We start from the raw sequence: 21,889 nt of genomic DNA, 5'->3' as shown, positions 1-21,889 counted from the left end.
TATCATCCTTGTTAATATACTCCTGAACATCGTCAGATCGTAATCAATGATATCCATCTCTCAAGCTCAACTGATCCGCGGCACTAAAACGCTTCTCGATGAAACATCGCTAACAATCTACCCTGGACACAAGGTTGGGTTAGTGGGCGCCAATGGTACGGGTAAATCTTCACTATTAGCGCTCATTCTCGGTAAGATCAGCTTAGATAAAGGCGATATTTCTTTTCCTAGCGGCTGGCAGATTGCGACAGTAGCTCAGGAAACTCCGGCATTAGACGTGTCAGCTTTAGATTATGTTATCGATGGTGATTTCGAGTATCGAGAACTTGAAGCCAAACTCGTTCAGGCTCAACATGATGATAATGGTAATGAGATTGCTCATCTTCATGGAAAAATTGATGCCATAGGTGGCTATGCTATTCGCTCTCGCGCAGCCAGTCTATTAGCCGGCTTAGGCTTTAATGAAGCTGAGCAGAGTAATTCGGTAAAACAATTTTCGGGTGGGTGGAGAATGCGCCTTAACTTGGCCCAAGCCTTACTATGTCGGTCAGATCTCTTATTACTCGATGAGCCAACCAACCACTTAGACCTAGATACCATGTACTGGCTAGAAGGTTGGATAAAAGCCTACCAAGGCACTCTTATTCTAATTAGTCACGACAGAGATTTCATCGACGGTATCGTGGATGAAATTATTCACGTCGAACACCACAAGCTAAATTACTATAAAGGCAACTATACCGCCTTTGAACGCATACGCGCCGAGCGTATGGCTCAGCAACAAGTTGCCTTCGAACGCCAACAGAAAGAACGGGCACATATGCAGTCCTTCGTTGACCGTTTTCGTTATAAGGCCAGTAAAGCCAAGCAGGCTCAGAGTCGATTAAAAGCGCTCGAACGTATGGCCGAGTTACTACCTTCCCAGGCTGACAGCCCGTTTCATATGTCATTTAGAGAACCTGAGGCCTTGCCTAATCCGTTAGTGACCATGGAGCACGTTTCTGTGGGCTATGGCGACAAAGAGATCCTCAAGAGCGTGCAGCTAAACTTAGTCCCTGGCGCTCGCATAGGTTTACTCGGACGAAACGGTGCAGGTAAGTCGACCCTGATTAAACTGTTATCGGAAGAACTTGCTCCTATGAAGGGCAAGTATGAGACTAACCCAGGACTTAATATCGGTTACTTTGCCCAGCACCAGCTGGAAAGCCTGCGTTTAGATGACTCCCCGCTACAGCACCTTAGTCGACTAGCCCCCACTCATAAAGAGCAAGAACTGAGAAACTTCCTTGGCTGCTATGGTTTCAACGGCGATATGGTTCTTTCTCCAGTTCGCCCCTTTTCCGGTGGTGAGAAAGCTCGTCTGGTATTAGCTTTACTGGTGTGGCAGCGGCCTAACCTATTGCTTCTTGATGAGCCTACCAACCATCTAGATTTAGAGATGCGACATGCCTTAACGATGGCACTTCAGACATTCGAAGGTGCCATGATAATCGTCTCTCACGATCGTCATCTATTAAGACTCAGTTGTAGCGATTATTACCTGGTCGATCAGGGGAAAGTAACTAGCTTCGACGGCGATCTTGATGATTATCATCAATGGTTACTCGATGCCGCTAAGGCCGCGAATAAAACAGAAGCGAGCACCGAAGCCAAGCCGGCTCAAGATAAGAAACTACAGAAACGTTTGGAAGCCGAACTCAGACAAAAACTGTCTCCCATGCGTAAAGTTCAGCTAAAACTCGAAAAAGCGCAACTGCAAGCCAACGACCGTTTGAGTGAAATCGAAACAATGCTCGCGGACATGAGTCTGTATGATGCAGAAAATAAGGCTAAGTTGACCCAAGTACTTGCCGAGAGAACCACGCTGGCTCAATCACTGGAAGAGAGTGAGATGGAGTGGTTAGACGTACAAGAGAACATCGAAGAGATTGAACTTCAGGTACGTTCCCAGCTCTAAACAAGTACCTTAAGCACAAGCTCTGGATAAGATGATTATTGATATAGTGCTTTATTAATATAGAGCTCAGTGATATTCAAGGAAGCAAGATGACATTTGTGAATCATTTTGATATTTCATTATGGAAAATTTGTGATGGTTATTACCACCAGCACCAAGCACTTTGTTTAGAGTTACAAGATAATCACCAGTTAAATGTTAACTTGCTTTTACTGTCATTATGGCTAGATACACAAGACTATCTACTGAGTAGCCAGGACTGGACGAAACTTCAAAGTGAAATCCATCAATGGGAAGCACGCATTTTACTCCCCTATCGCAAGTTGCGTAAGCTGAGTAAAAACAGTTTAGCAAGCGATGAATATCAGCAGATGCTGGATGTAGAGTTGATGCTTGAGCGTAAATCACAGGGATTAATCCTACATAAACTCAAGCAGCTTTCACATTTCGGAAAAACTTCAAATTTAGGTACTTATCTGAGTTTGTTTAACTTAAATAAAGCCGATTACCCAATGCTTACAGAGCAGGTCTAGTTTACATGTTATGTGGGTTTAAAGCTTTAAACCCACAGTATCCTCTTTAGTCTCATATTTAACACACATTCAGTTAAGCTCTTATGAAGATGATTTAAGCCTTTCTGTTCTAGAGCCGCGTTTCTTACCGTCATGGCATAGACAGTCTGCTGGAGTTAGCCGCTAAACGGGTAAGAATGGTAGAAACTAATCCGTCCATTCCTCTCTCCATCACAATTAAGCTCCTATGAAGATGATATAAGCCTTTCTGTAACTAGAACCACGTTTCTTACCGTCATGGCATAGACAGTCAGCAGGGGTTAGTCCCTAAACTGGTAGCAATGGGGAAAACTAATTCATTCGTCAGTCCATCAGCCCGTGCAACCTCTATCCATCACAATTAAGCTCTTATGAAGATGATTTAAGCCTTTCTGCTAATAGCGTTGCGTTTCTCGCCGTCATGGCATAAATAGTCAGCTGGGGGTTAGCGCCTAAACTGGTAGGAAATACTGAACCGTCCATCACAGATAGATTCTCATAGTAGTGAGAGTTTCCCTGACTATCGACCATAGACAGCTTAGTGTTTTCTCCCATGGGACAGCCACCCATTACGTGTGCCGAAACGACCACAGTCTTAAGTGGACCAAGATCCAGAGTCTCCATGGCAGATTTAGCTTCTTTCCAGCTGTTAAAGTAAGGAGCTCCTTCGGTGATCGGCAAGACTTGCTTAGCACCTGCCGCAAACTGTAATTCAGCCATACTCCCGAACGATCTTCGAACCGAGCGCCAGAAAGCCTCATTCAGCGGATAATCTATGGCAAAACCAGTATCTGTAAGCTGGACTTGGCCTCCCTGACTTTGTTCATGAAAGCCATCACGAATCAAGGCTATGGTGACTTGCAGCTGGTTAAATTGATCCATCAGAGATGCGTGAGTCTTACCATAACCTATGGTTTTAGACGCGATCAGAACCGGATGAATAGGAGGCACTTCGAGCTTATAGCCTAGATCTCCACTGGCTGTGCCATGTTTCCATACAAATTCATCTGAATAGATGGATTGAGGAGCACCGCTATGACCATTGATAGAGTCGCTAAAGATAGCGCCACTTAATAGTGTCGGATGCAAGAAAGTACGCTTACCCAGGAGTTGATGTGGATCGGCCAAGTTAGATCTCAGCAAGATTGTTGGTGTATGGATTGCGCCGGCGGCAATGATGTAGTGTTTAGCCTTAAATATCAGTTTAAATTCTGTCGGCTGCATCTGCTCATTCAAGGCCTGAGCCTCGATGGCAGATATTTTGTCATTATGATGCTCTAGCTTGATGACCTTAGCTCTGCTGACTAAGGTTGCTCCTTTATCTAGTGCAGCCGGGATTGTAGTAACTAACATGGATTGTTTGGCATTAATCGGACACCCCATACCACAATAACCCGTGTTCCAGCAGCCTTTGACGTTGCGCTTGATGACAGTGTAGTCCCAGCCAAGCTTTTCACAGCCTAACTTCAATGCCTGATTATTTCTGTTTGGCTCATACTCCCACTTAGAAATATTGAGTCGTTTCTCCATCTTATCGAACCAAGGGTCTAGATCCTGTCTCGATAAGCCTTTGACGGATTTGTCTTTGGCCCAGAAGTCCAATGTAGGCCTGGGAGTCCGAATAGAGGTGGTCCAGTTTACCGTTGTCGACCCGCCTACGGCTCTTCCCTGAAAAATACCAATGGCCTTGTCTTGGGTTTTCATCGCCGCCGCTTGATGATACAAGTTTGGATAAGCTCGCCTCTCTTCCATATTGAAGCTTTCGGAAGATTTAAGCGGCCCCCCTTCGACTATGATCACGGTCAACCCTGCGTCAGTTAATATTTCAGCCGCGACGCCGCCACCGGCACCACTACCCACAATAACCACATCGGCCTCGAGAGTTTGATCTTGGCTCAACTGGCTAGCATCGATATGCTTCCAACCTGAGGCTAAGCCTTCGACTATAGGATCTGGTATCGCCACTTCATCACCTCTAAACACAATTATTGTTATTATTTTTTGAAGAAATCTCTAAGACTAAACATCAAATTAAGCACAATGGCCGGCCTACTCCTCAAGGAACGTGGGTTTGGCATAATTCAAGCGGCTCCAGTGTTCTGGACAGGAATAATAGCTTGCCAGTACAAGCTCTCTCAGCCCTTGATAGGCTATTACCATCATATCCAAGAAACTATTACGCCAATACTCGAGCATGACGATTAGCTCATCGGGCTTGCGCATCATCAAAGGCGTCATACTTCCTGTCAAGACCAGTAAACCTAGCCTATTTTCTAGCATATCGAGTAGTTGTTCTAATTCGGCTTGTCCATCTGCAGGTAACAATGAGATGGTCTGAATAATGGTATCTAAGGTACGATTCTGTGCGGCTATACGCAAGCTCCCCACCTCTGGTAAGGCATCATCCAGAAAAACGGGTAGCAAGATGCTAAACAGCAGCCTATGCTCGCTGTCCAAAGCTTTGTTGACCTTAATATGCTCTGGAATGTAAAGGTTTACCCCTAAAGCTAATGCTGCAGTACCGACTAATGCTGTGGTTAAAAAAGTGCGTCGCTCCATGCTATCCCTTCATATTCGTTTTTATAGAGGATACAGACCCGTATTCACTTTACAGGTAATTAAATCGCAACATCTACATCAGGCCAGATTGAGATAATTCATCAAGATCTCAGATATGCTAGAATGCCAAGACTAGTATCAATTAAACACACGTTTTAATTTTCAGCAATAGCCAATTTTATGATGCGATATTTTTCTCCCCCTTGGTGGGCCAGAAACCCACACATTCAAACGATTCTACCTGTGCTAACGAAAGTGGACCGACCAGATTTAACACGTCAACGTCTGGAGCTTAGTGATGGCGACTTTATCGATCTCGATTGGTTAGGCCAGCCTAAAGCACACCAAGCTATCGTGATCATCATTCATGGTCTAGAGGGAAGCTCTGAATCACATTACGTACGCCGATTACTCAATGATTGTCAGCGCCAATCTGTCTGTGCTGTGGTCCATCATCACAGGAGCTGTTCGGGAGAAACAAACCGTAAGGCACGAAGTTATCACAGCGGTGATACCCAAGATCTGCAGGAGAATTTATCTCAATTAAGACTCAAGTATCCTGACTCGCCTCTCCTTGCTGTAGGATACAGCTTAGGTGGTAATGTGCTCGCCAAATATTTAGGCGAATATGCTAACGCCAGTTTAATCGAACGGGCAGTAGTGGTCTCGGCCCCACTACTGTTATCCGCATGTGCTAAGCGTTTAGAGAGTGGGTTCTCTAAGGTATATCAAAGCTACTTGATTAAGCAGCTGCAGCAGAAAACCATAGAGAAGGTAAAAAACCCTAAACTGACTCAGGATATGCCGATTTCGTTATCGCAGATTTCTAAGCTACAAAGCTTCTATGAATTTGACCATCAAGTGACAGCCCCTTTACATGGATTCGATAGCGTCGATGATTATTATCGAAGAGCCAGTGGAATGGATTTTTTGCAAAACATTCATAAACCAACCTTAGTCATTCATGCTGCAGATGATCCATTTATGACCGCCGATGTTATCCCAACTGCAGAGCAGTGTGCTAGCCAAGTAACCTATGAACTTCACTCTCAAGGGGGTCATGTTGGTTTTATCGATGGTGGAACTCCCTTTAAACCAAGATACTATCTAGAGAAACGGATCCTACATTTTTTAATTCCTACAGAGACCTGAATATGCTTGTTCCTTATGACGCTTTACTACAGCTTCCCAGCGCAACCATGAATAACTTAATCAAGGAGTACCTGTTAACGCAAATAGAAGATGGCGGTTTCTCAGATACAGATGAACAGGTATTAACTTCGGCGAGTGAACGCTGTAAGCAGCTGCTGAAGCAGGGAGTCTTAGTGGTGGAGTTCAGCGAAGATGATGAGTCTATTGCCATCAAGCATAGAGAACATCTAAATCGCTAAATCGACCATAGTGAACACTTTAAAAGTGTAACTAACTCCAGACCAAATTTGACCTAAGCGCAGTCATTACCGTATAACACTAGATGTTATTAGAAATAGCATGTCACTTTTATCTTGGTCTTGGCTCTCTTCATTGCCTTTAGTCGATTTGACCCATTCCATTTAGGAAATTTAATGTCAGCAAAACATCCCATTATCGCAGTAACAGGTTCATCAGGAGCTGGTACCACGACAACAACAACGGCTTTTAAGCATATTTTCCGTCAACTCGGGATCAATGCTGCCAGCGTTGAAGGCGATAGTTTTCACCATTACACACGTCCTGAAATGGAACTAATGATCCGTAAAGCCAAAACAGATAATAAAAATATTAGCTATTTTGGACCCGAAGCAAATGACTTCGAACGTTTAGAGCAATGTTTCAGTGATTATAGTTCAACGGGTCAAGGTGAGACTCGCGCTTATCTGCATACTTTCGATGAAGCCGTGCCCTTCAATCAGATGCCAGGGACATTCACTCAATGGCATCCCTTACCTGAAAATACCGATATGCTCTATTACGAGGGTTTACACGGTGGGGTAAAAACAGACACATGCAATGTTGCCGAACATGTAGACTTACTGATAGGTATGGTACCAATAGTCAACTTGGAGTGGATCCAAAAGATCATTCGAGATACTTCAGAAAGAGGTCACAGCCGGGAAAAAGTGATGGGATCTATCGTTCGTAGTATGGATGATTATATCAATCATATGACCCCTCAGTTCTCGCGGACCCATATTAACTTTCAACGCGTTCCGACTGTCGACACCTCAAATCCATTTAGTGCTAAGAATATCCCCAGCTTAGATGAGAGCTTTGTAGTGATACGTTTTAGAGGCATTAAGAACGTAGATTTCCCCTATTACTTGAAGATGATAGACGGCTCTTTTATGTCGCGAATAAACACCTTAGTTGTGCCTGGCGGTAAAATGTCCTTAGCCATGGAATTGATTCTGACCCCCCTCATCCAAGATCTACTCGAGAAACGCCAACAGCTACTCTCTTTAGATAGTGAATAGACTTGGTATAATTATATAAACTTCAGTTTCATTTAAGTGTGTTCCAGTAGACTAGCTCATATCGGGATTTCAGGCGAAAGACTGATGAGTTAGCATACTCTTGGGAGTAAATTCCCCCATCTTAATCAGTTTATTTCCTTGAGTGTGCTGGCTATTCCTTTCTAAAAAAAACCTAGGCACTTAACTCAAAGTAAATTCCAACCTATACTTGTTCTACTTCTCGAGACACTTCTCAAAACAGAGGCTCCTTGAGTGGGCTGGCAATTCCAATCCCTATCTTCAAGTAAACTCCACGTCCATGCTTAATCAGCTTCTCGAGACTCTTCTCAAAACAAAAAGTCCTTGAGTCTAGTGTTCATTCCTTACGGAAAGCAGCTAGAAACCAGAAGTCTAAGATCAAAAAAAGCCAGTTGGGAGTGCCAACTGACTTAATAAAACCATCAAGCTATCTAAGAATCATATAACGCCTAACTTTTAGAATCTAAATCCTAGAACCGTTTCTAATCCATTAAAGGAATGACTTCACGGAAGGGTTTATTCTGCTGATAGCTTTGTAATCTTTGTTCAAACTCATCGGAGCGGTTAACCATTTTAGAATTTTTCAATGCATGGATAGCTTTTTGCTGAGTCTCTACGGCGGAGTTATAGTCGCCTGTTTCAGCATAGGCTGCTGCCAAGTTATCTAAATTGGTTGGATCTTGCTGATCGGATGCAACCAGGCTACGAGCAAGTTCGAGTGCTTTATCACCATTACGATACTCGGCTTCCGGACAAGTAGCCAGAATCCAGGCTACATTGCCCAGAGAAACTTCATCGCCAACCGAGTTAAAACGTTCAACGGCTTTACCACAGTTACGCTCAACACCTTCTCCACCTGCGGCATAGATGAATCCGAGTCTAAACTGAGCCCATTTATTACCTTGCTCACTCAACATCAGATACCAATGCTCTGCAGTGCCTAGATCACGCTGGATAATATTGCCTTCAAACGAAAGATCAGCCAAAGTTTGTTGCGCCTTAGGATGACCCTGCTCTGCAGCGGCCGAGATCCACTTTATGCCTTGCTGCTGATCTTGAGAGACGAATCTGCCAGACAAGTACATAAGACCGAGTAAAAACTGTGCCTCTTGCTCTCCTTGACTCGCTTTCAACTGAATATGTGCCACCTTACTCGCCGCTAGGGCGACTTTAGTCTGCGGAATTGAAAATGCATTCGCGGCTGTACTTACTACTAATGTAAACATAAGCCCAGCGCTTAAAATTAACGGATGATATTTCACTTACAACTCCTATCCAGTGTCACTGTTTAAACATATCTAAAAGACCAACCTTGCTACAATTTGCAAAATAGCCGCTATTTTATATAGAGGCTAAGCTATGCTTTAGCTAAACGGTACAAAAATCTTATTTTCTTGAGTTAGCCAGATTTACTCGTTAAAGTCGAGAAAAAGCGTGTTTCATTAACCTTCTCAGCTCGTTATAAGTAAAATTCCGAACTAATGCTATAAATTTTACGACTGAATTCAATCCCTTCGCTACATATTTACATACTGATAGTTGACTTATATCACTGATGTATCAAAATGACTCGTATTGTAAGTAAGTTACGAAGATTCATTTATTCTAAAGTTAGATCTTTATCTAGGTTTTACTGAATAAACTGGCGTAAACTGCACATTAATAAAGATTCTAATATTTAAATCAAACAGTCGAGGAACATAGGCATGGCTCTTATTGGTAAGCCAAAACCAGATCCTACTTTGGAATGGTTTTTATCACACTGTCACATTCATAAGTATCCAGCCAAAAGCACTTTGATCCACGCTGGTGAAGAATCAGACACTCTTTACTATATAGTTAAAGGCTCTGTAGCCGTTTTAATCAAAGATGAAGAAGGCAAAGAGATGATCCTCTCTTACCTAAATCAAGGTGACTTCATCGGCGAGCTTGGTTTATTTGAAGAGCAATCCCTGCGTACCGCTTGGGTTCGCGCTAAGCAGCCATGTGAAATTGCAGAGATCTCTTACAAGAAGTTTAAGCAACTTATTCAGGTCAATCCTGAAATATTGATGAAGCTTTCTTCACAGATGGCCTACCGTCTGCACAGCACTAGCCAGAAAGTGGGCGATCTAGCCTTCTTGGATGTGGCTGGAAGAATTGCCCAAACATTACTGCACTTGGCCAAGCAGCCAGATGCCATGACTCATCCTGATGGCATGCAGATCAAGATCACTCGCCAAGAGATAGGTCAGATTGTGGGTTGTTCTCGTGAGACTGTGGGTAGAATCTTAAAAATGCTTGAAGAGCAAAGCCTGATCCAGGCTCATGGCAAGACTATCGTTGTTTACGGTACCCGCTAAGCCAGCATTAAGTTAGATTTAAGACAGCTTCGATAAAATGGCCTGAGATAATCTCAGGCCATTTTTTTGGAGAAATATTAATGACAAGGGCTCTGTTCATCACCTTGTTAGCTCTTGCAACCTATACACCTGTATGCGCCTCAAGCTCTCCCCTTGTAGAACTTGGACATTATCAGGCGAATGATTTAGTGAGTGCAGGTAAGATCCTCTCATTGGATATCACCCTCTCCAAGATCAAATACTTCTGTTACGGTAAACTCATAGATGCCCATCTCTATCAAGAGCAAGGTAAATGGCGTTATGATTTGCAAATTAAGGCCCAAGGTGGCCAAATTATAGAGCTGAGTCTGGATGCCAGCACTGGACAGCCACATCCTAATAAATCATTGCCATCAGGCTGTATTGCTTTTAAAGACTAGCACTACACCATTAGCGAAGTAACAGGTTAATATGAAACTACTGCTCGTTGAAGATAATGCACTACTCGTAGAAGAACTTGAAAAACAACTGAAGCAGGCCGGATACGTCACCGACGTGACTGACAAAGCTGCTGAAGCAGATTATCTCTTAAAAGAAACCGATTACGATTGTGTCATATTAGATATCGGCCTACCCGACGGTAATGGCCTGGAGCTATTGGAACGCTGGCGTAATCGTGGGGTAATGACCCCAGTCATCATGCTCACGGCTCGTAGTCAATGGCATGAAAAGGTCGAAGGCTTCAACGCTGGAGCCGATGACTACTTAGGCAAGCCTTTCCATACTCAAGAATTACTCGCACGGATACATGCTCTCATTCAGCGAGCTCATGGAAAAGCTAGCTTACCCACAAAAGAATTAAGTTTTTCCGGCGTAGTTCTCGATGAAAATCAGCAATCTGTTACGGTCGAAGATAAAAACTTCGAACTAACAGCGATGGAGTTTAAGTTACTCAAAATATTTTTAATGTCACCTAAGAAACTTCTGTCTAAATCCCAGCTCACAGAGAAGCTATACCAATTCGATGACGAGAAAGAAAGTAATGTTGTCGAGGTCTATGTTACTCATCTGCGTAAGAAGCTAGGGAAAACCGCTATTGAGACTCGACGTGGACAAGGTTATATCTTCCACGGCATAAAGGAATGATGTCGATCCGTACTAAACTCAGCCTCTGGTTAACGGGTTTAGTCATTATTTCCACAGTTATAGGCATAGTCTCCTTCGAGACTATGCTCAGACAGGCATTTCACGACTCGATTATTGCTAGGCTGCAGGAAGATCTGGAACAAGTCCTGTTGGCTACTCAATTAAATAATAGCAAGCTAAGCATAGATCAGAGCCAACTTTCAGGCTTTTATAAACCTGTATTTTCGGGACGTTATTATCAGTTAAATCTGCCGGAACAAGAGATCCGCTCCCGTTCTTTATGGGATCAGAAACTCAATATTAAGCCATTAGAAAAAGGTGAGAGCCGAGTATGGCAATCTAAGGGACCACAAAACCATGATATTCAACTGCTATCACTGGGTTTAGGCTCAGATTATTTGAATGTCGATGCAACCCTGACTGTCGCCCAGGACCTGAGCATAGGCCGTAAAATATTCACCCAGATATACGGTACTAAATTAGGGGTTAACTTAGCCATGCTATTGGCCATGATAGCCGGTATTTTTCTGGTACTCAGGCAATCTTTCAAGCCGATCAACCAGATCCAACAGGTACTATCTAAGCTCCGAGAGGGTGAGATAACCTCCTTAGAAGTTAACAATATTCCCCCTGAGCTACAACCTCTAGCTTCTACATATAATGAGCTGCTCGAATATTCAAGCAAGCAGATCGAGCGCAGTCGCAATAATATAGGCAACCTAAGTCATGGTCTTAAAACCCCATTAGCCGTGATGCAACAGCAAGTTGAAGTCTTAGGACTGAAAGACCCGGATACGGCAATAGCATTACAGAATCAACTCGACCTAATCCATAAAATGGTCGAGCGTAAGCTAGCTGCAGCTAGAATTACCGGAGATATGCTACCCGCAGCCCAGATGCAGCTGCCTAAAGATCTTCAAGATTTATGTAACACACTAAGTAAGGTTCACTACAATAAGCGTCTCCTCTGCAATATCGATATACCAGAGAACATCACTCGATTACCACTCCATAGAGAAGATGGTATGGAGCTGATTGGCAATCTGCTCGATAACGCCCATAAGTGGGCCAATAGTCATGTAGAGATCCGTGCCAAGCTAGCGGAAGAGGCTATTATGCTGATTATCGAAGATGATGGACCTGGAGTGGCAAGTGATGAACTTAAACAACTCACGGATCGTGGTCGACGATTAGACGAAGCCACCATGGGACATGGTCTTGGACTATCCATAGTAAAAGACATAGCCGAGCAGTATAAAATTCAGTTAACCTTCGCTCACAGTGACTTAGGTGGATTAAAAATTTGCTTACGCTTTAAACAATAATACCCACTTTCCTCATGACTAGACTGATTCAAATATTAAAAAGCCGGAACTAGATTCCGGCTTTTTAGCGACTACACTTTCTTGAATATCGGCTAGCTTGCGTTAGTACTCTCAAAAATCTTATCCGCAGAAGCTGCCACAAAGCCTGTATAAAGACTTCCATCAGCTTTAGGGTAACGCAGTGCAAATTCGTAAAAACAGCTTGGGATCTCTTTCTCAGCGTCTGTAAAGCTAACTGAAATACGATCTGCCATAGTCGAAGACTGCTCCAGTAGTACCTCGGCAGAGCCTTTCACTTCACCGCCGGCTGAATTTAACACAAAATCACCCTGCTTAAGGGTCTCATTCACATCTAAGATGTTGGTGTATCCAGGCAAGTGGTTAATAGATATTGTGAAATGATTGGCTCTATAACCAAAAGCTGCAACCCAGGCAGCATACTCACTCTCGGCAAGTAAAGCCTCATAGGTCTTGGAGTCGAGCTCCCAGTGGCGTCCCGAATAGAGGAAGTCATCTGCCTTGGTAGCTGCAACATCAATCTGTTCAACCAAAGCCTTAATGGTATTTTGTAGCTCAGGGCTAAATTCTTCGACTAATAATTCAGAGATAAACACCTTAGGCTGCGTCGCATCCGGATGTTCAAAATGCTTAGCTTTCAGCTTTTTTGCCTCGAAATGATAATCACCCGAGTCCACATAACCCAAAGATTCGAAATGAGCCGCTAAAACCTTTAAGTTGACCTTCTCGATATTAAAGGTACGTAGGGCAATATGATCGTTAATGATGGTCTCACCTCGAGAAAGCAGTTGACGAACAGGCTCTGCCGACGGCGTCATCTTAATGTAGTCATTCCAAAGGTTTTCAAATAGCTTGTTAATATCTGTGTGCATCAATTTCTTCCTTAACGGCATCGCGTTCCAATAACAAACCTTAGATTTTGCCTTGGGATTATTTTTATCACGATATAAGTACAGCGAGAGAGTAGCGGTCTGGCCTTTCAAACAATTCTGTACATAAAAAAGGGAAACACTTTCGAGGTGTTTCCCATGGTTTCATTGTAAATTTAGAGACTCAAGCCTGGACTCAAGTTAGCAGGGAGACTGACAACATCGGCCTCCACTGATGATACGGGGTAAGAACAGTAGTCGGCCGCATAGAATGCGCTCGCTCTGTGATTACCCGAGGCGCCAACACCACCGAATGGTGCAGCACCAGAAGCACCTGTTATCTGCTTGTTCCAGTTAACGATACCGGCACGAATACGTGCTAAGAAGTAATCATAATCCTCACGGCTATCTGCAAGGATACCCGCAGACAAACCATAGCGTGTGCTGTTGGCTAACTTGATAGCCTCATCGAAATCGCTGTAACGGATCACTTGAAGTAGCGGGCCAAAATACTCTTCATCCGGAAGCTCGATGACGTTAGTGACATCGATCAAACCCGGAGAGACTAGACCAGTACCCGCTTCTAAATGAGTAAGTTCTACGAGAGACTCACCACCTAAATTAAGCAAGTTACGCTGAGCTTCCACCATGCCTTTAGCCGCAACTTCTGAGATCATAGATCCCATAAATGGCTGTGGCTGTGCGTTCCAGGCACCCACTTTAATCTGCTTAACTGCACTAGCAAGCAACTCAAGTAAGGCATCACCTTGTGCACCTTTCTCTACATAGAGACGACGTGCACAGGTACAACGTTGACCCGATGAGATATAGGCAGACTGAATAATATCGTGTACGGCAGCCTTGGTATTTTCTACACCTTTAATGATAAGCGGATTATTACCACCCATCTCTAGTGCTAAAATCTTGCCAGGTTCACCGGCATACTGCTGGTGTAAGATATGCCCAGTACGTGAACTACCGGTAAAGAACAAACCATCGATCTGTGGATGAGCGGCTAACGCCTTACCAGTTTCGAGTTCGCCCTGTACCAAGTTAATCACGCCAACTGGAAGTCCAGCTTTCTCCCATAGCTTAAGCATAAGCTCGGCTACTTTTGGAGTGAGTTCTGATGGCTTAAAGATCACAGTATTACCCGCAAGTAGCGCAGGAACAATATGACCGTTTGGCAGATGGCCAGGGAAATTATAAGGACCAAATACCGCGACCACACCGTGAGGCTTGTGACGAAGTACCGCACGTCCTGCAGGGATATCATTCTCGCTATAACCGGTTCGCTTGTTGTAAGCGGCAACTGAAAGCCCAATCTTACCTATCATGGCACCGGCTTCGGTAGCGGTTTCCCACTGAGGCTTGCCAGTCTCTTGGGCGATAACTTCTGCTATCTCGGCTTTGTTCTCTTCAAGTTGAGTGCGATAAGCCTCTACTATGGCAAGACGAGCATCGAAACCTAACATGAACCAATCGAACTGAGCATCTCGAGCGGCATCAACGGCGGTATTAACTTGCTCTGGCGTCGCAGTCTTACTGCTCCAGATAACTTCATTAGTAGCTGGGTTTTTAGATGTCACGTCGTGACCTAGGCCTGGGACCCATTGGCCTTTAATAAATTGAGTCATTATTTTTTCCTACATAGCCAAGACACGGATCTGATCACCTTCTGACAGCAATAAGCCTGCCGCAAGTTCAGGTGACACAGTGACCACGTCGCTATCTTCTGTGAGCAGAAGTTTAGCGGAGGTGGCGCGGTAATTCGCTAATTGAGTATTTGATATGATAAAACTGGAATCTGATTCTGGAGTAGTACCTATCGAGATAGTCAGTAAACGGCTTTCTCTTACCGAACGAATATCAGACAAGTTGCACTCGACCGTGGGTCCACCGTCAAAAATATCCACATATCCACGACATCTGAAACCTTCAGCTTGAAGCAGATTTAGCGCAGGACGGGTGCTGGTATGAACCTCACCAATCACTTTTTGTGCTTCTTCGGGTAACAAGCACACATACACGGCATTTTTAGGCATCATTTCAGCCATAAAAGCTTTCTGTCCCAGTCCCGAAAGATAATCGGCCTCAACAAAATCTATGCCTAAGAAATGCTTCTGCAGCCAGTCATAGAATGGAGAGTTCCCCGCCTCATCACTTTCTCCGCGCATCTCAGCGATCACTGTATCGCCGAAGCGCTCTGAGTGTTGCGCTAAGAATAAGAAGCGGCTACGAGATAACATTCTGCCGTTATTATTTTTACGGTAGGTATCACGCAGGAACAAGGTACATAGCTCGGCAGCACCGGTATAGTCATGGCATAAGGTTAAGGTTTCCACCTCATTTCTCACGTCGATCTGCCCGGAGTGATACACTTCAGTGCCTAAACGATAGTGATAAAATGCATCTTCCATGCCCACAGCAGCCTCGAGACCACAAGTTCCGACGACTTCGCCAGACTCTGTATCTTCGAGTACCATCAGGTAGCCTTCGTCGAAGGGTTTATCTACCTGCTTTTGAAACGAAGCTTCTACTCGAGCAATCTTGCTCTTGAGTAGCTCTTCGTTAACAGGCAAAGAAGTAAAACCATGACCTGATTCTTTGGCTATTTGATAAAGCGCTTCATAGTCGCTAGATCGGATAGGACGTATGATTAACATCTCTGTGTCTCCTCACTGTTGCTCGTCGCTCAACCGCTGACATATCTTTAGCATGAGTATCTATTAAGACAAGCAGCTAACGGCTAAGGTTCAAGTATTGCCAATGACAAAAAAGCGAGAGATCAATATCTCTCGCTCATTCAGTCAATTAGCCTGCAACGACTTTAGCAACTGCACGCTCAAAACGTGCAAGACCTTCGGCGATATCGGCCTCTGGAATGACTAAAGACGGAGTGAAGCGAATAACATTTGCGCCAGCAATCAGGCTCATCAAGCCTTCCGCTGTACCGGCTACCAAGAAATCTTTAGCGCGTCCCTGGTATTTATCATTGAGTACCGCACCAAGTAGTAGACCTTGACCGCGTACTTCAGTGAACACATCATACTTATCGTTGATCTTCTTCAGTCCATCACGCAGCAACTGCTCACGCACTTTAACGCCTTGCAATACTTCCGGAGTATTGACCACATCCAGTACAGCATTAGCGACAGCACAAGCCAGTGGATTACCACCATAGGTAGAGCCATGAGTACCGATCTTAAGATGAGCGGCAATCTCTTTAGTGGTCAGCATAGCAGCGATTGGGAAACCACCACCTAAAGCTTTAGCAGTAGTTAATATATCTGGTACCACATCACCACGCATATATGCGTATAGTTCACCTAAACGGCCAACACCTGTTTGCACTTCATCGAAAACCAAGAGTGCATTGTGCTTATCACACAAGGCACGAACTGCTTTCAGGAATTCAGGATCTGCGTCTACAATCCCGCCTTCTCCTTGAAGAGGCTCCATCATGATGGCACAAGTCTTATCAGAGATAACCGCTTCAAGAGCAGCAATATCATTGAATGGTACGTGTGTAATGCCCTGAGGCTTAGGACCGAAGCCATCTGAATAGGCAGCCTGACCACCGACACTCACGGTAAAGAAAGTACGACCGTGGAATGCCTTGTCAAAGGCGATGATTTGATCTTTCTCAGCACCAAACTTATCCATGGCATAACGACGAACAAGTTTTAAAGCAGCTTCGTTTGCTTCAGCACCTGAATTTGCAAAATATACACGATCAGCAAACGTCGCATTGACTAACTTAGTCGCTAGTTCTAATGCTGGCTCGTTAGTCATTACATTAGATAGATGCCAAATTTTTTCGCCTTGCTCTTTCAATGCACTAACAAGGGCTGGATGACAGTGACCTAAACAGTTAACGGCAATACCGCCGGCAAAATCGATGAACTCTTTACCTTCTTGATCCCAGACTCGGCTACCTTTGCCGCGAACAGGGATAACTGCCGAGGGCGCATAGTTAGGCACCATGACTTCATCAAATTGGGCTCTTGTCAGTGTGTTGTTGACGCTCATACTTCTCATCCTTTGTTGTCGTTAATGGCTCTATAAGCCACTATTACCGCCTTTTATCATTATAAAACTCTTGCTGGCGGTAGTTGTTTGCATTGCTTAAGAGACATTAATAGCGAAAATGTGATCAGAATACCAGTTTCTTACACTCATCATAGACGAGCTTCACATATTTAGTGCATAAAGATTGGTCTTTAAGAATTATACAAGCGTTTATAGCGGGGGTTCACAGCATAACTAGTCATAAAAAAAGTTACTAGAGCCACAAATGGCTAGTTATTCATGACATATGCATAGTTAACCGAACCATAAGCCCCAACTATGACCAAGATAATTAAATAATGCTGCAAAATCACTCACTGCTAGTTAACAGGTACGGCTCTACAACTAAGATGCTGCAGTCGAGAGAGAGCCGAGTAACTTACCTACCAAAACCAAGAGTATTAAACTGAATATTAGATAATAGTGAGCTTCTTATAATTCTGGCCCTTGAGACGAATAACCTCTTGTTCAGATAACTCATAATAGTCAAACATCATCCGCTTTTCTTGGGGATCGATCTGACGTAACTCTTCCAATAAGACCACTTTAGCGTAGCAATTCGCTCGCGCAACCATGGCAGCATCCTCAGAAAGTTCCTTATAACTCAAGTTGTTATCTAATTCGGCCAAGACTTCAGTCATGGCGCTACCTTTGAAATCGAGATGATGGAGCAACTGCCAATTAAGCTTATTCCCATGCTCAAGCACCAGGTGGTAGACTTTTTCGGCAGGGAACTCGGTGGCGACCACGGCATCGTAAACTTCTTTGTCCCTACTGGCACTCGCCTCTCTTAACCAGGTACCCCAGATCTGCTCAAATAGCTTGGCGCTATTTTTCAGCACCACAGAGGGGCCAAGCTGACTGAGTAAGGTGCAGGTATAGACAAAGGAAGCGTCCTTCTCGTGTAATTTAGCCAATGCCTGAGCGGCAATCGCACTCACTACAGAGTAGCGCCAGAGTTTTCGAGTGGTCCAGAGCAAGTTGGCATGACCAGTAGGTAGCCAATTTCGAATACAAAAATAGGGGATCAATAACTTAATATTTTCAATGCCGATAAAGTTAAGCACAAGTTTTATATCCGTGACTTTCACATCGGAACTCTGGGGGCGGCGATGACGAAAAGAAGCACTATTAACCATATTAGTCAGATCACGAACTAGCCATGCCTGCTCTTCGATCAGAGATTTAAGACGAGTGAGGTCTACATTTTCATCTTGTAATAACTCTAACATCAACAGCTGATGTTGGTTGATACCTGAATGCTTTAATACCTGCTCAGGAGAAGATAGCCTATGATCTACGGCGTTGTTAACCGTATTGATAAGTTGTTCTGACACCTCTTCAAAAACCTGCCTAGCCTGGATCTGCTTAGCTAATCGCTCTAAAACAGCTTCTCGCTCGATAGCTAATTTATTAGCATCGCTCTCAAGCTCGACATCGAACTCATCAAACATGGAGTTCGATTTCTGCTTACCGACTATAAGTTGTTGATACAACCTGTGTTCAATCTCAATAATTTTTCCAGGCCTTACACCACCGGCTACTGATATCACCACTTTTAGCTACTTCCTCACAAAAACCATATAGTTACAATTTAGCATTAATCTGATTCATTTAGCAGAAGTAACAGAGAATTAACTCAACTGAAATACATTTAATTTTACCCATGATTGTCGGAGTTAGATCTATTTATCTACCCGCTTGGACTGGAATAAATACCGGCACTTAATATGCTCTATCAAATAATAGGGATAGCCAATAAAAAGGCCTCACATGGAGACCTTCATATTATTGAGAACTGATTTATTTAAGTTCTTGTTCGAATAGCTTATAGATACGACGGTACTCATCTAGCCAGCTCGATGGCTGCTTAAAGCCATGGGGCTCTACTGGATAGATTGCCGTTTCAAACATAGGCTTCTCAAGCTCAATCAGACGCTGGACCAGACGGACGCTATCCTGGAAGAAGACATTATCATCGAGTACCCCGGTCATGATGAGCAGCGGCTTCTCCAAGCCTTGAGCGTACTCTATCGGAGAGCTACGTTCGTAGGCAATGGCATCGACATCCGGCGTATTTAAGATATTTGAAGTGTAAGGCGCATTATAGTGAGCCCAATCCGTTACAGGCCGTAAGGCTGCACCGGCCTGAAATAGCTCTGGCTCGGTGAATAAGGCCATAAAGGTCAGGAAGCCACCGTAAGATCCCCCATAGGTGCCCACTTTAGCTGTATCTACATTGGTATTAGCAGCCATCCAGCTTACACCATCTTTCAGATCTTCCACTTCGGGATGACCCATATTGCGGTAAATGGAGGTGCGCCAATCTCGGCCATAGCCTTTAGAACCGCGGTAATCCATATCCATGACCACATAACCATTTTGGGTAAGTAGATTGTGGAACATAAACTCACGAAAATAACCGGAAAATCCGTAGTGAGCATTTTGCAGATAACCGGCACCGTGATTAAAAACTACTGCAGGATATTTTTCCGCTCGATTCTTATCATAACCTTGAGGTAGGTAAACTCGGGCATAGACATCACCCGCTCCATGGCTAGAAACTACGGCCACCACTTCGGGAGCCTGCCAGGGATAATTCTTAAATGTATCGCTGGTATAATGGGTTAGCTGCTTACGCTCACCACCAATCGTTTTTACAAACAACTCAGCAGGTTCTGTACGACGAGAAGCATTCAGCAGCAGACTATTTCCATCTGGACTGAGTTTATAACTGAGTTGACCATCCCACTGAGTAAGCTGCTCATCTTTACCCGTGACGATATTGACACGATAAACATTATCTATGCCTGGATGCGCCTTATTTGCCTTGTAATAGATAAACTGAGCCTTGGGGCCTAAGGTAACACTGCTAACCACAAACTTACCTTGGGTCAGAGGCTCAGCCTGCTCCCCTTTATGCTTTAAATAAAGGTGCGAGTAACCAGTCTCTTCCGATAGATAATACAGAGAATCAGTACCCGTTACCCAGCCGAACTGGTTGAAGGTGTAATTAACCCAGGCATTATCATGGAGTCTGTGCTCTGTCTTTAACGAGCCCTTCTCAATATTCAGGCTAGCAATCCATCGGTCTTTATTATCGAGAGATTCGAGCATGATAGCAGCACTATGACCCGAGCCTTGCCATTGAATTGCACTCTGTGACCAGCCCCAGTCTTGCATCAACTGTATCTTGCGCGGGGTCTCCTCACTCTTATATAACTCCCCCTGCGCCTTAGCATTTTCGCTCTTTACCTTAGCAAGAACATCTTCATCGAAACCAGTTAAGCCTTCTATGGTGATATCTTTCTTAGTACCAGTATCAAGGTCCAACAGAACCAATCGCTCTCCTGGAGGATTATCCTCTGCGACACGCGCTCTGGCTGGCACTGCATCCACATAACCGGCTTTACCTAAATAATTAGGCATGATGTCATGCTCGCTTCGCCAGCTGTACTCCTTGTCGATTAAAGACAAGAGAACATAGCGAGCATCGGGAGAAAGGCTCAAGTCCGATACCACTTCCTTGTCGCCTAAGTACCAGGTCTTAGATGCTATGCTTGGGTCGACCTTATTTCGCTCTTGCTTATATGCCTGCTTCTTTTTGGCTTTATCTTGCTGCAGGGCAACATATTTGATCAACCTTTGCTGCTGTTTAGCGATATAGGTGTCAGGCTCTTGAACCCCTTTGGGCTCTGGTGCCATCTTAATATTAGCAATTTGATCCAACATTCCGCTGTTTTGATGAATGCGAAATATCTGATCCCCTTGCCAGAAGGCTAAGTCGCCACTGTCGAGAAAACGTACCCCATCTACCCCTGTATTCTGCCTAGTTAACTGAGATATCTTCCCCGAAGCCAAGTGCTTAATGAACAAGTTACCTTGATAAATATAGGCTTTACGTGTCTTTGCACTATCTGTCACACCATGCTGCTGATCTGCTAGATGAAGCTGATCTAGCCTTAGCTGTGAAGCTATGTCTTGCTCCAAACCTTGATTGTAATAATCTCTGATAGGCGAAGCGTGTGCTTGACGAGCAAAATAAACAGACTGGCTATCGTCACTCCAATAGGCCCCTTTAGCGAGTATTCCCATCCAATCGGGATCCGCCATGATCTGTTTCATAGTGAGTGGTTCATTAACTTGAGGAGGTGTCGCGAGCGTCGGAGTCACCACAGCTTGATTCACTTGGGTAACGGATTGAAGATTAGAATTAGAGTCCGAGACCGAACAACCACTTAAAATGGCTATTGTGAGCATACTAAGACCTGAATTTCGCAGCAAACCTGTCATTATCCTTCCTTCTATTATTCAATGATCTTGGCCCACTATTAATGTAAGCCATACGTCGTCATTGATATTATTTTGCGAATATTTATATCACAAAAGGGATAAGGATAAGTTAGAGTTTTTTAAATAACTTGTAACAAGCTAACGCGTTTTAGGATTCAAGAATTAAGTGAAGAAAGTGATAAGGCGGAAAAACCAGAAAGCCAGCAGGCGGGAAAGTGACGAACTAGCTTCAATTATTTATTAGTGGAAGGTTCAAATAGCAACTATGAATAAATTCTCGAACATTCCTTAGCACTTATAACTCAAAA

General features: G+C 44.0%; 18 protein-coding genes. 9 read left to right on the top strand and 9 right to left on the bottom strand.

Annotation, left to right across the window (positions count from 1 at the left end; translation table 11 throughout):
* Positions 1–46: 46 nt before the first annotated feature.
* Both SVI_RS02415 and SVI_RS02410 read left to right on the top strand, forming a co-directional pair.
* A complete protein-coding gene (locus SVI_RS02415) occupies positions 47–1,957 on the top strand; it encodes an ABC transporter ATP-binding protein (protein ID WP_013049798.1) in 1,911 nt (636 codons plus the stop codon).
* 89 nt (positions 1,958–2,046) lie between these two features.
* Positions 2,047–2,490: a TIGR02444 family protein gene (locus SVI_RS02410; RefSeq protein ID WP_013049797.1), complete on the top strand. Its 444-nt coding sequence runs from the start codon at positions 2,047–2,049 to the stop codon at positions 2,488–2,490.
* 387 nt (positions 2,491–2,877) lie between these two features.
* On the opposite strand, the gene SVI_RS02405 is transcribed toward SVI_RS02410, so the two are convergent.
* Positions 2,878–4,473 carry a GMC family oxidoreductase gene (locus SVI_RS02405; protein WP_013049795.1) on the bottom strand — a complete coding sequence of 532 codons (1,596 nt, stop codon included), beginning with the start codon at positions 4,471–4,473 and terminating at the stop codon, positions 2,878–2,880.
* A gap of 84 nt (positions 4,474–4,557) precedes the next feature.
* A complete protein-coding gene (locus SVI_RS02400; RefSeq protein ID WP_013049794.1) occupies positions 4,558–5,067 on the bottom strand; it encodes a twin-arginine translocation signal domain-containing protein in 510 nt (169 codons plus the stop codon).
* Positions 5,068–5,247: 180 nt separating this feature from the next.
* On the opposite strand from SVI_RS02400, the gene SVI_RS02395 reads away from it, so the two are divergent.
* The 3 genes from SVI_RS02395 (at position 5,248) to SVI_RS02385 (ending at position 7,520) form a co-directional block, all read left to right on the top strand.
* Entirely contained in the window at positions 5,248–6,219 is a 972-nt protein-coding gene (locus SVI_RS02395; protein WP_013049793.1) for a hydrolase, read from the top strand.
* Positions 6,220–6,221: 2 nt separating this feature from the next.
* Positions 6,222–6,458 (top strand): YheU family protein, encoded by a 237-nt coding sequence (locus SVI_RS02390; protein WP_013049792.1) that lies wholly within the window; start codon positions 6,222–6,224, stop codon positions 6,456–6,458.
* Positions 6,459–6,632: 174 nt separating this feature from the next.
* Complete coding sequence (locus tag SVI_RS02385) at positions 6,633–7,520, top strand: phosphoribulokinase (RefSeq protein ID WP_013049791.1); 888 nt, start codon at positions 6,633–6,635, stop codon at positions 7,518–7,520.
* 500 nt (positions 7,521–8,020) lie between these two features.
* Here the strand turns inward: SVI_RS02385 and SVI_RS02380 are convergent, their stop codons facing one another.
* A complete protein-coding gene (locus SVI_RS02380; protein ID WP_013049789.1) occupies positions 8,021–8,800 on the bottom strand; it encodes a tetratricopeptide repeat protein in 780 nt (259 codons plus the stop codon).
* 444 nt (positions 8,801–9,244) lie between these two features.
* Here SVI_RS02380 and crp point away from each other — a divergent pair, with 444 nt between their 5' ends.
* From crp to SVI_RS02360, 4 genes are all read left to right on the top strand, one after another.
* Positions 9,245–9,880 carry a cAMP-activated global transcriptional regulator CRP gene (gene crp / locus SVI_RS02375; RefSeq protein WP_013049788.1) on the top strand — a complete coding sequence of 212 codons (636 nt, stop codon included), beginning with the start codon at positions 9,245–9,247 and terminating at the stop codon, positions 9,878–9,880.
* Between the two features lie 80 nt (positions 9,881–9,960).
* The gene (locus SVI_RS02370) at positions 9,961–10,299 is read left to right on the top strand and encodes a PepSY domain-containing protein (RefSeq protein ID WP_013049787.1); all 339 of its coding nucleotides are present in this window, start codon (positions 9,961–9,963) and stop codon (positions 10,297–10,299) included.
* 31 nt (positions 10,300–10,330) lie between these two features.
* Positions 10,331–11,005 carry a response regulator transcription factor gene (locus tag SVI_RS02365; protein ID WP_013049786.1) on the top strand — a complete coding sequence of 225 codons (675 nt, stop codon included), beginning with the start codon at positions 10,331–10,333 and terminating at the stop codon, positions 11,003–11,005.
* On the top strand, positions 11,002–12,330 hold the full coding sequence (locus SVI_RS02360) for an ATP-binding protein (RefSeq protein ID WP_013049785.1): 1,329 nt from the start codon (positions 11,002–11,004) through the stop codon (positions 12,328–12,330). Before SVI_RS02365 ends, SVI_RS02360 begins: the two co-directional genes overlap by 4 nt.
* A 92-nt stretch (positions 12,331–12,422) precedes the next feature.
* On the opposite strand, the gene SVI_RS02355 is transcribed toward SVI_RS02360, so the two are convergent.
* The 6 genes from SVI_RS02355 to SVI_RS02330 form a co-directional block, all read right to left on the bottom strand.
* Positions 12,423–13,220 (bottom strand): DUF1338 domain-containing protein, encoded by a 798-nt coding sequence (locus SVI_RS02355; RefSeq protein WP_041419592.1) that lies wholly within the window; start codon positions 13,218–13,220, stop codon positions 12,423–12,425.
* A gap of 173 nt (positions 13,221–13,393) precedes the next feature.
* Positions 13,394–14,854 (bottom strand): succinylglutamate-semialdehyde dehydrogenase, encoded by a 1,461-nt coding sequence (gene astD / locus SVI_RS02350; RefSeq protein ID WP_013049783.1) that lies wholly within the window; start codon positions 14,852–14,854, stop codon positions 13,394–13,396.
* Between the two features lie 9 nt (positions 14,855–14,863).
* Complete coding sequence (gene astA, locus SVI_RS02345; RefSeq protein ID WP_013049782.1) at positions 14,864–15,883, bottom strand: arginine N-succinyltransferase; 1,020 nt, start codon at positions 15,881–15,883, stop codon at positions 14,864–14,866.
* Between the two features lie 148 nt (positions 15,884–16,031).
* Positions 16,032–17,249 carry an aspartate aminotransferase family protein gene (locus tag SVI_RS02340; protein ID WP_013049781.1) on the bottom strand — a complete coding sequence of 406 codons (1,218 nt, stop codon included), beginning with the start codon at positions 17,247–17,249 and terminating at the stop codon, positions 16,032–16,034.
* A gap of 452 nt (positions 17,250–17,701) precedes the next feature.
* Entirely contained in the window at positions 17,702–18,844 is a 1,143-nt protein-coding gene (locus SVI_RS02335) for an HDOD domain-containing protein (protein WP_013049780.1), read from the bottom strand.
* Positions 18,845–19,091: 247 nt separating this feature from the next.
* Positions 19,092–21,581: a S9 family peptidase gene (locus tag SVI_RS02330; protein ID WP_013049779.1), complete on the bottom strand. Its 2,490-nt coding sequence runs from the start codon at positions 21,579–21,581 to the stop codon at positions 19,092–19,094.
* Positions 21,582–21,889 lie beyond the last annotated feature (308 nt).

The sequence above is a fragment of the Shewanella violacea DSS12 genome (assembly GCF_000091325.1).
GTDB lineage: Bacteria > Pseudomonadota > Gammaproteobacteria > Enterobacterales > Shewanellaceae > Shewanella > Shewanella violacea.
This window is presented reverse-complemented; position numbering and strand designations above follow the sequence as displayed.

Coding starts and splice junctions, on each gene's coding strand:
- SVI_RS02415 (WP_013049798.1), top strand. CDS start 47: ATGATATCCATCTCTCAAGCTCAACTGATCCGCGGCACTAAAACGCTT.
- crp (WP_013049788.1), top strand. CDS start 9,245: ATGGCTCTTATTGGTAAGCCAAAACCAGATCCTACTTTGGAATGGTTT.
- SVI_RS02330 (WP_013049779.1), bottom strand. CDS start 21,581: ATGACAGGTTTGCTGCGAAATTCAGGTCTTAGTATGCTCACAATAGCC.
- SVI_RS02340 (WP_013049781.1), bottom strand. CDS start 17,249: ATGAGCGTCAACAACACACTGACAAGAGCCCAATTTGATGAAGTCATG.
- SVI_RS02365 (WP_013049786.1), top strand. CDS start 10,331: ATGAAACTACTGCTCGTTGAAGATAATGCACTACTCGTAGAAGAACTT.
- SVI_RS02355 (WP_041419592.1), bottom strand. CDS start 13,220: ATGCACACAGATATTAACAAGCTATTTGAAAACCTTTGGAATGACTAC.
- SVI_RS02390 (WP_013049792.1), top strand. CDS start 6,222: ATGCTTGTTCCTTATGACGCTTTACTACAGCTTCCCAGCGCAACCATG.
- astA (WP_013049782.1), bottom strand. CDS start 15,883: ATGTTAATCATACGTCCTATCCGATCTAGCGACTATGAAGCGCTTTAT.
- SVI_RS02410 (WP_013049797.1), top strand. CDS start 2,047: ATGACATTTGTGAATCATTTTGATATTTCATTATGGAAAATTTGTGAT.
- SVI_RS02400 (WP_013049794.1), bottom strand. CDS start 5,067: ATGGAGCGACGCACTTTTTTAACCACAGCATTAGTCGGTACTGCAGCA.
- SVI_RS02370 (WP_013049787.1), top strand. CDS start 9,961: ATGACAAGGGCTCTGTTCATCACCTTGTTAGCTCTTGCAACCTATACA.
- SVI_RS02385 (WP_013049791.1), top strand. CDS start 6,633: ATGTCAGCAAAACATCCCATTATCGCAGTAACAGGTTCATCAGGAGCT.
- astD (WP_013049783.1), bottom strand. CDS start 14,854: ATGACTCAATTTATTAAAGGCCAATGGGTCCCAGGCCTAGGTCACGAC.
- SVI_RS02360 (WP_013049785.1), top strand. CDS start 11,002: ATGATGTCGATCCGTACTAAACTCAGCCTCTGGTTAACGGGTTTAGTC.
- SVI_RS02395 (WP_013049793.1), top strand. CDS start 5,248: ATGATGCGATATTTTTCTCCCCCTTGGTGGGCCAGAAACCCACACATT.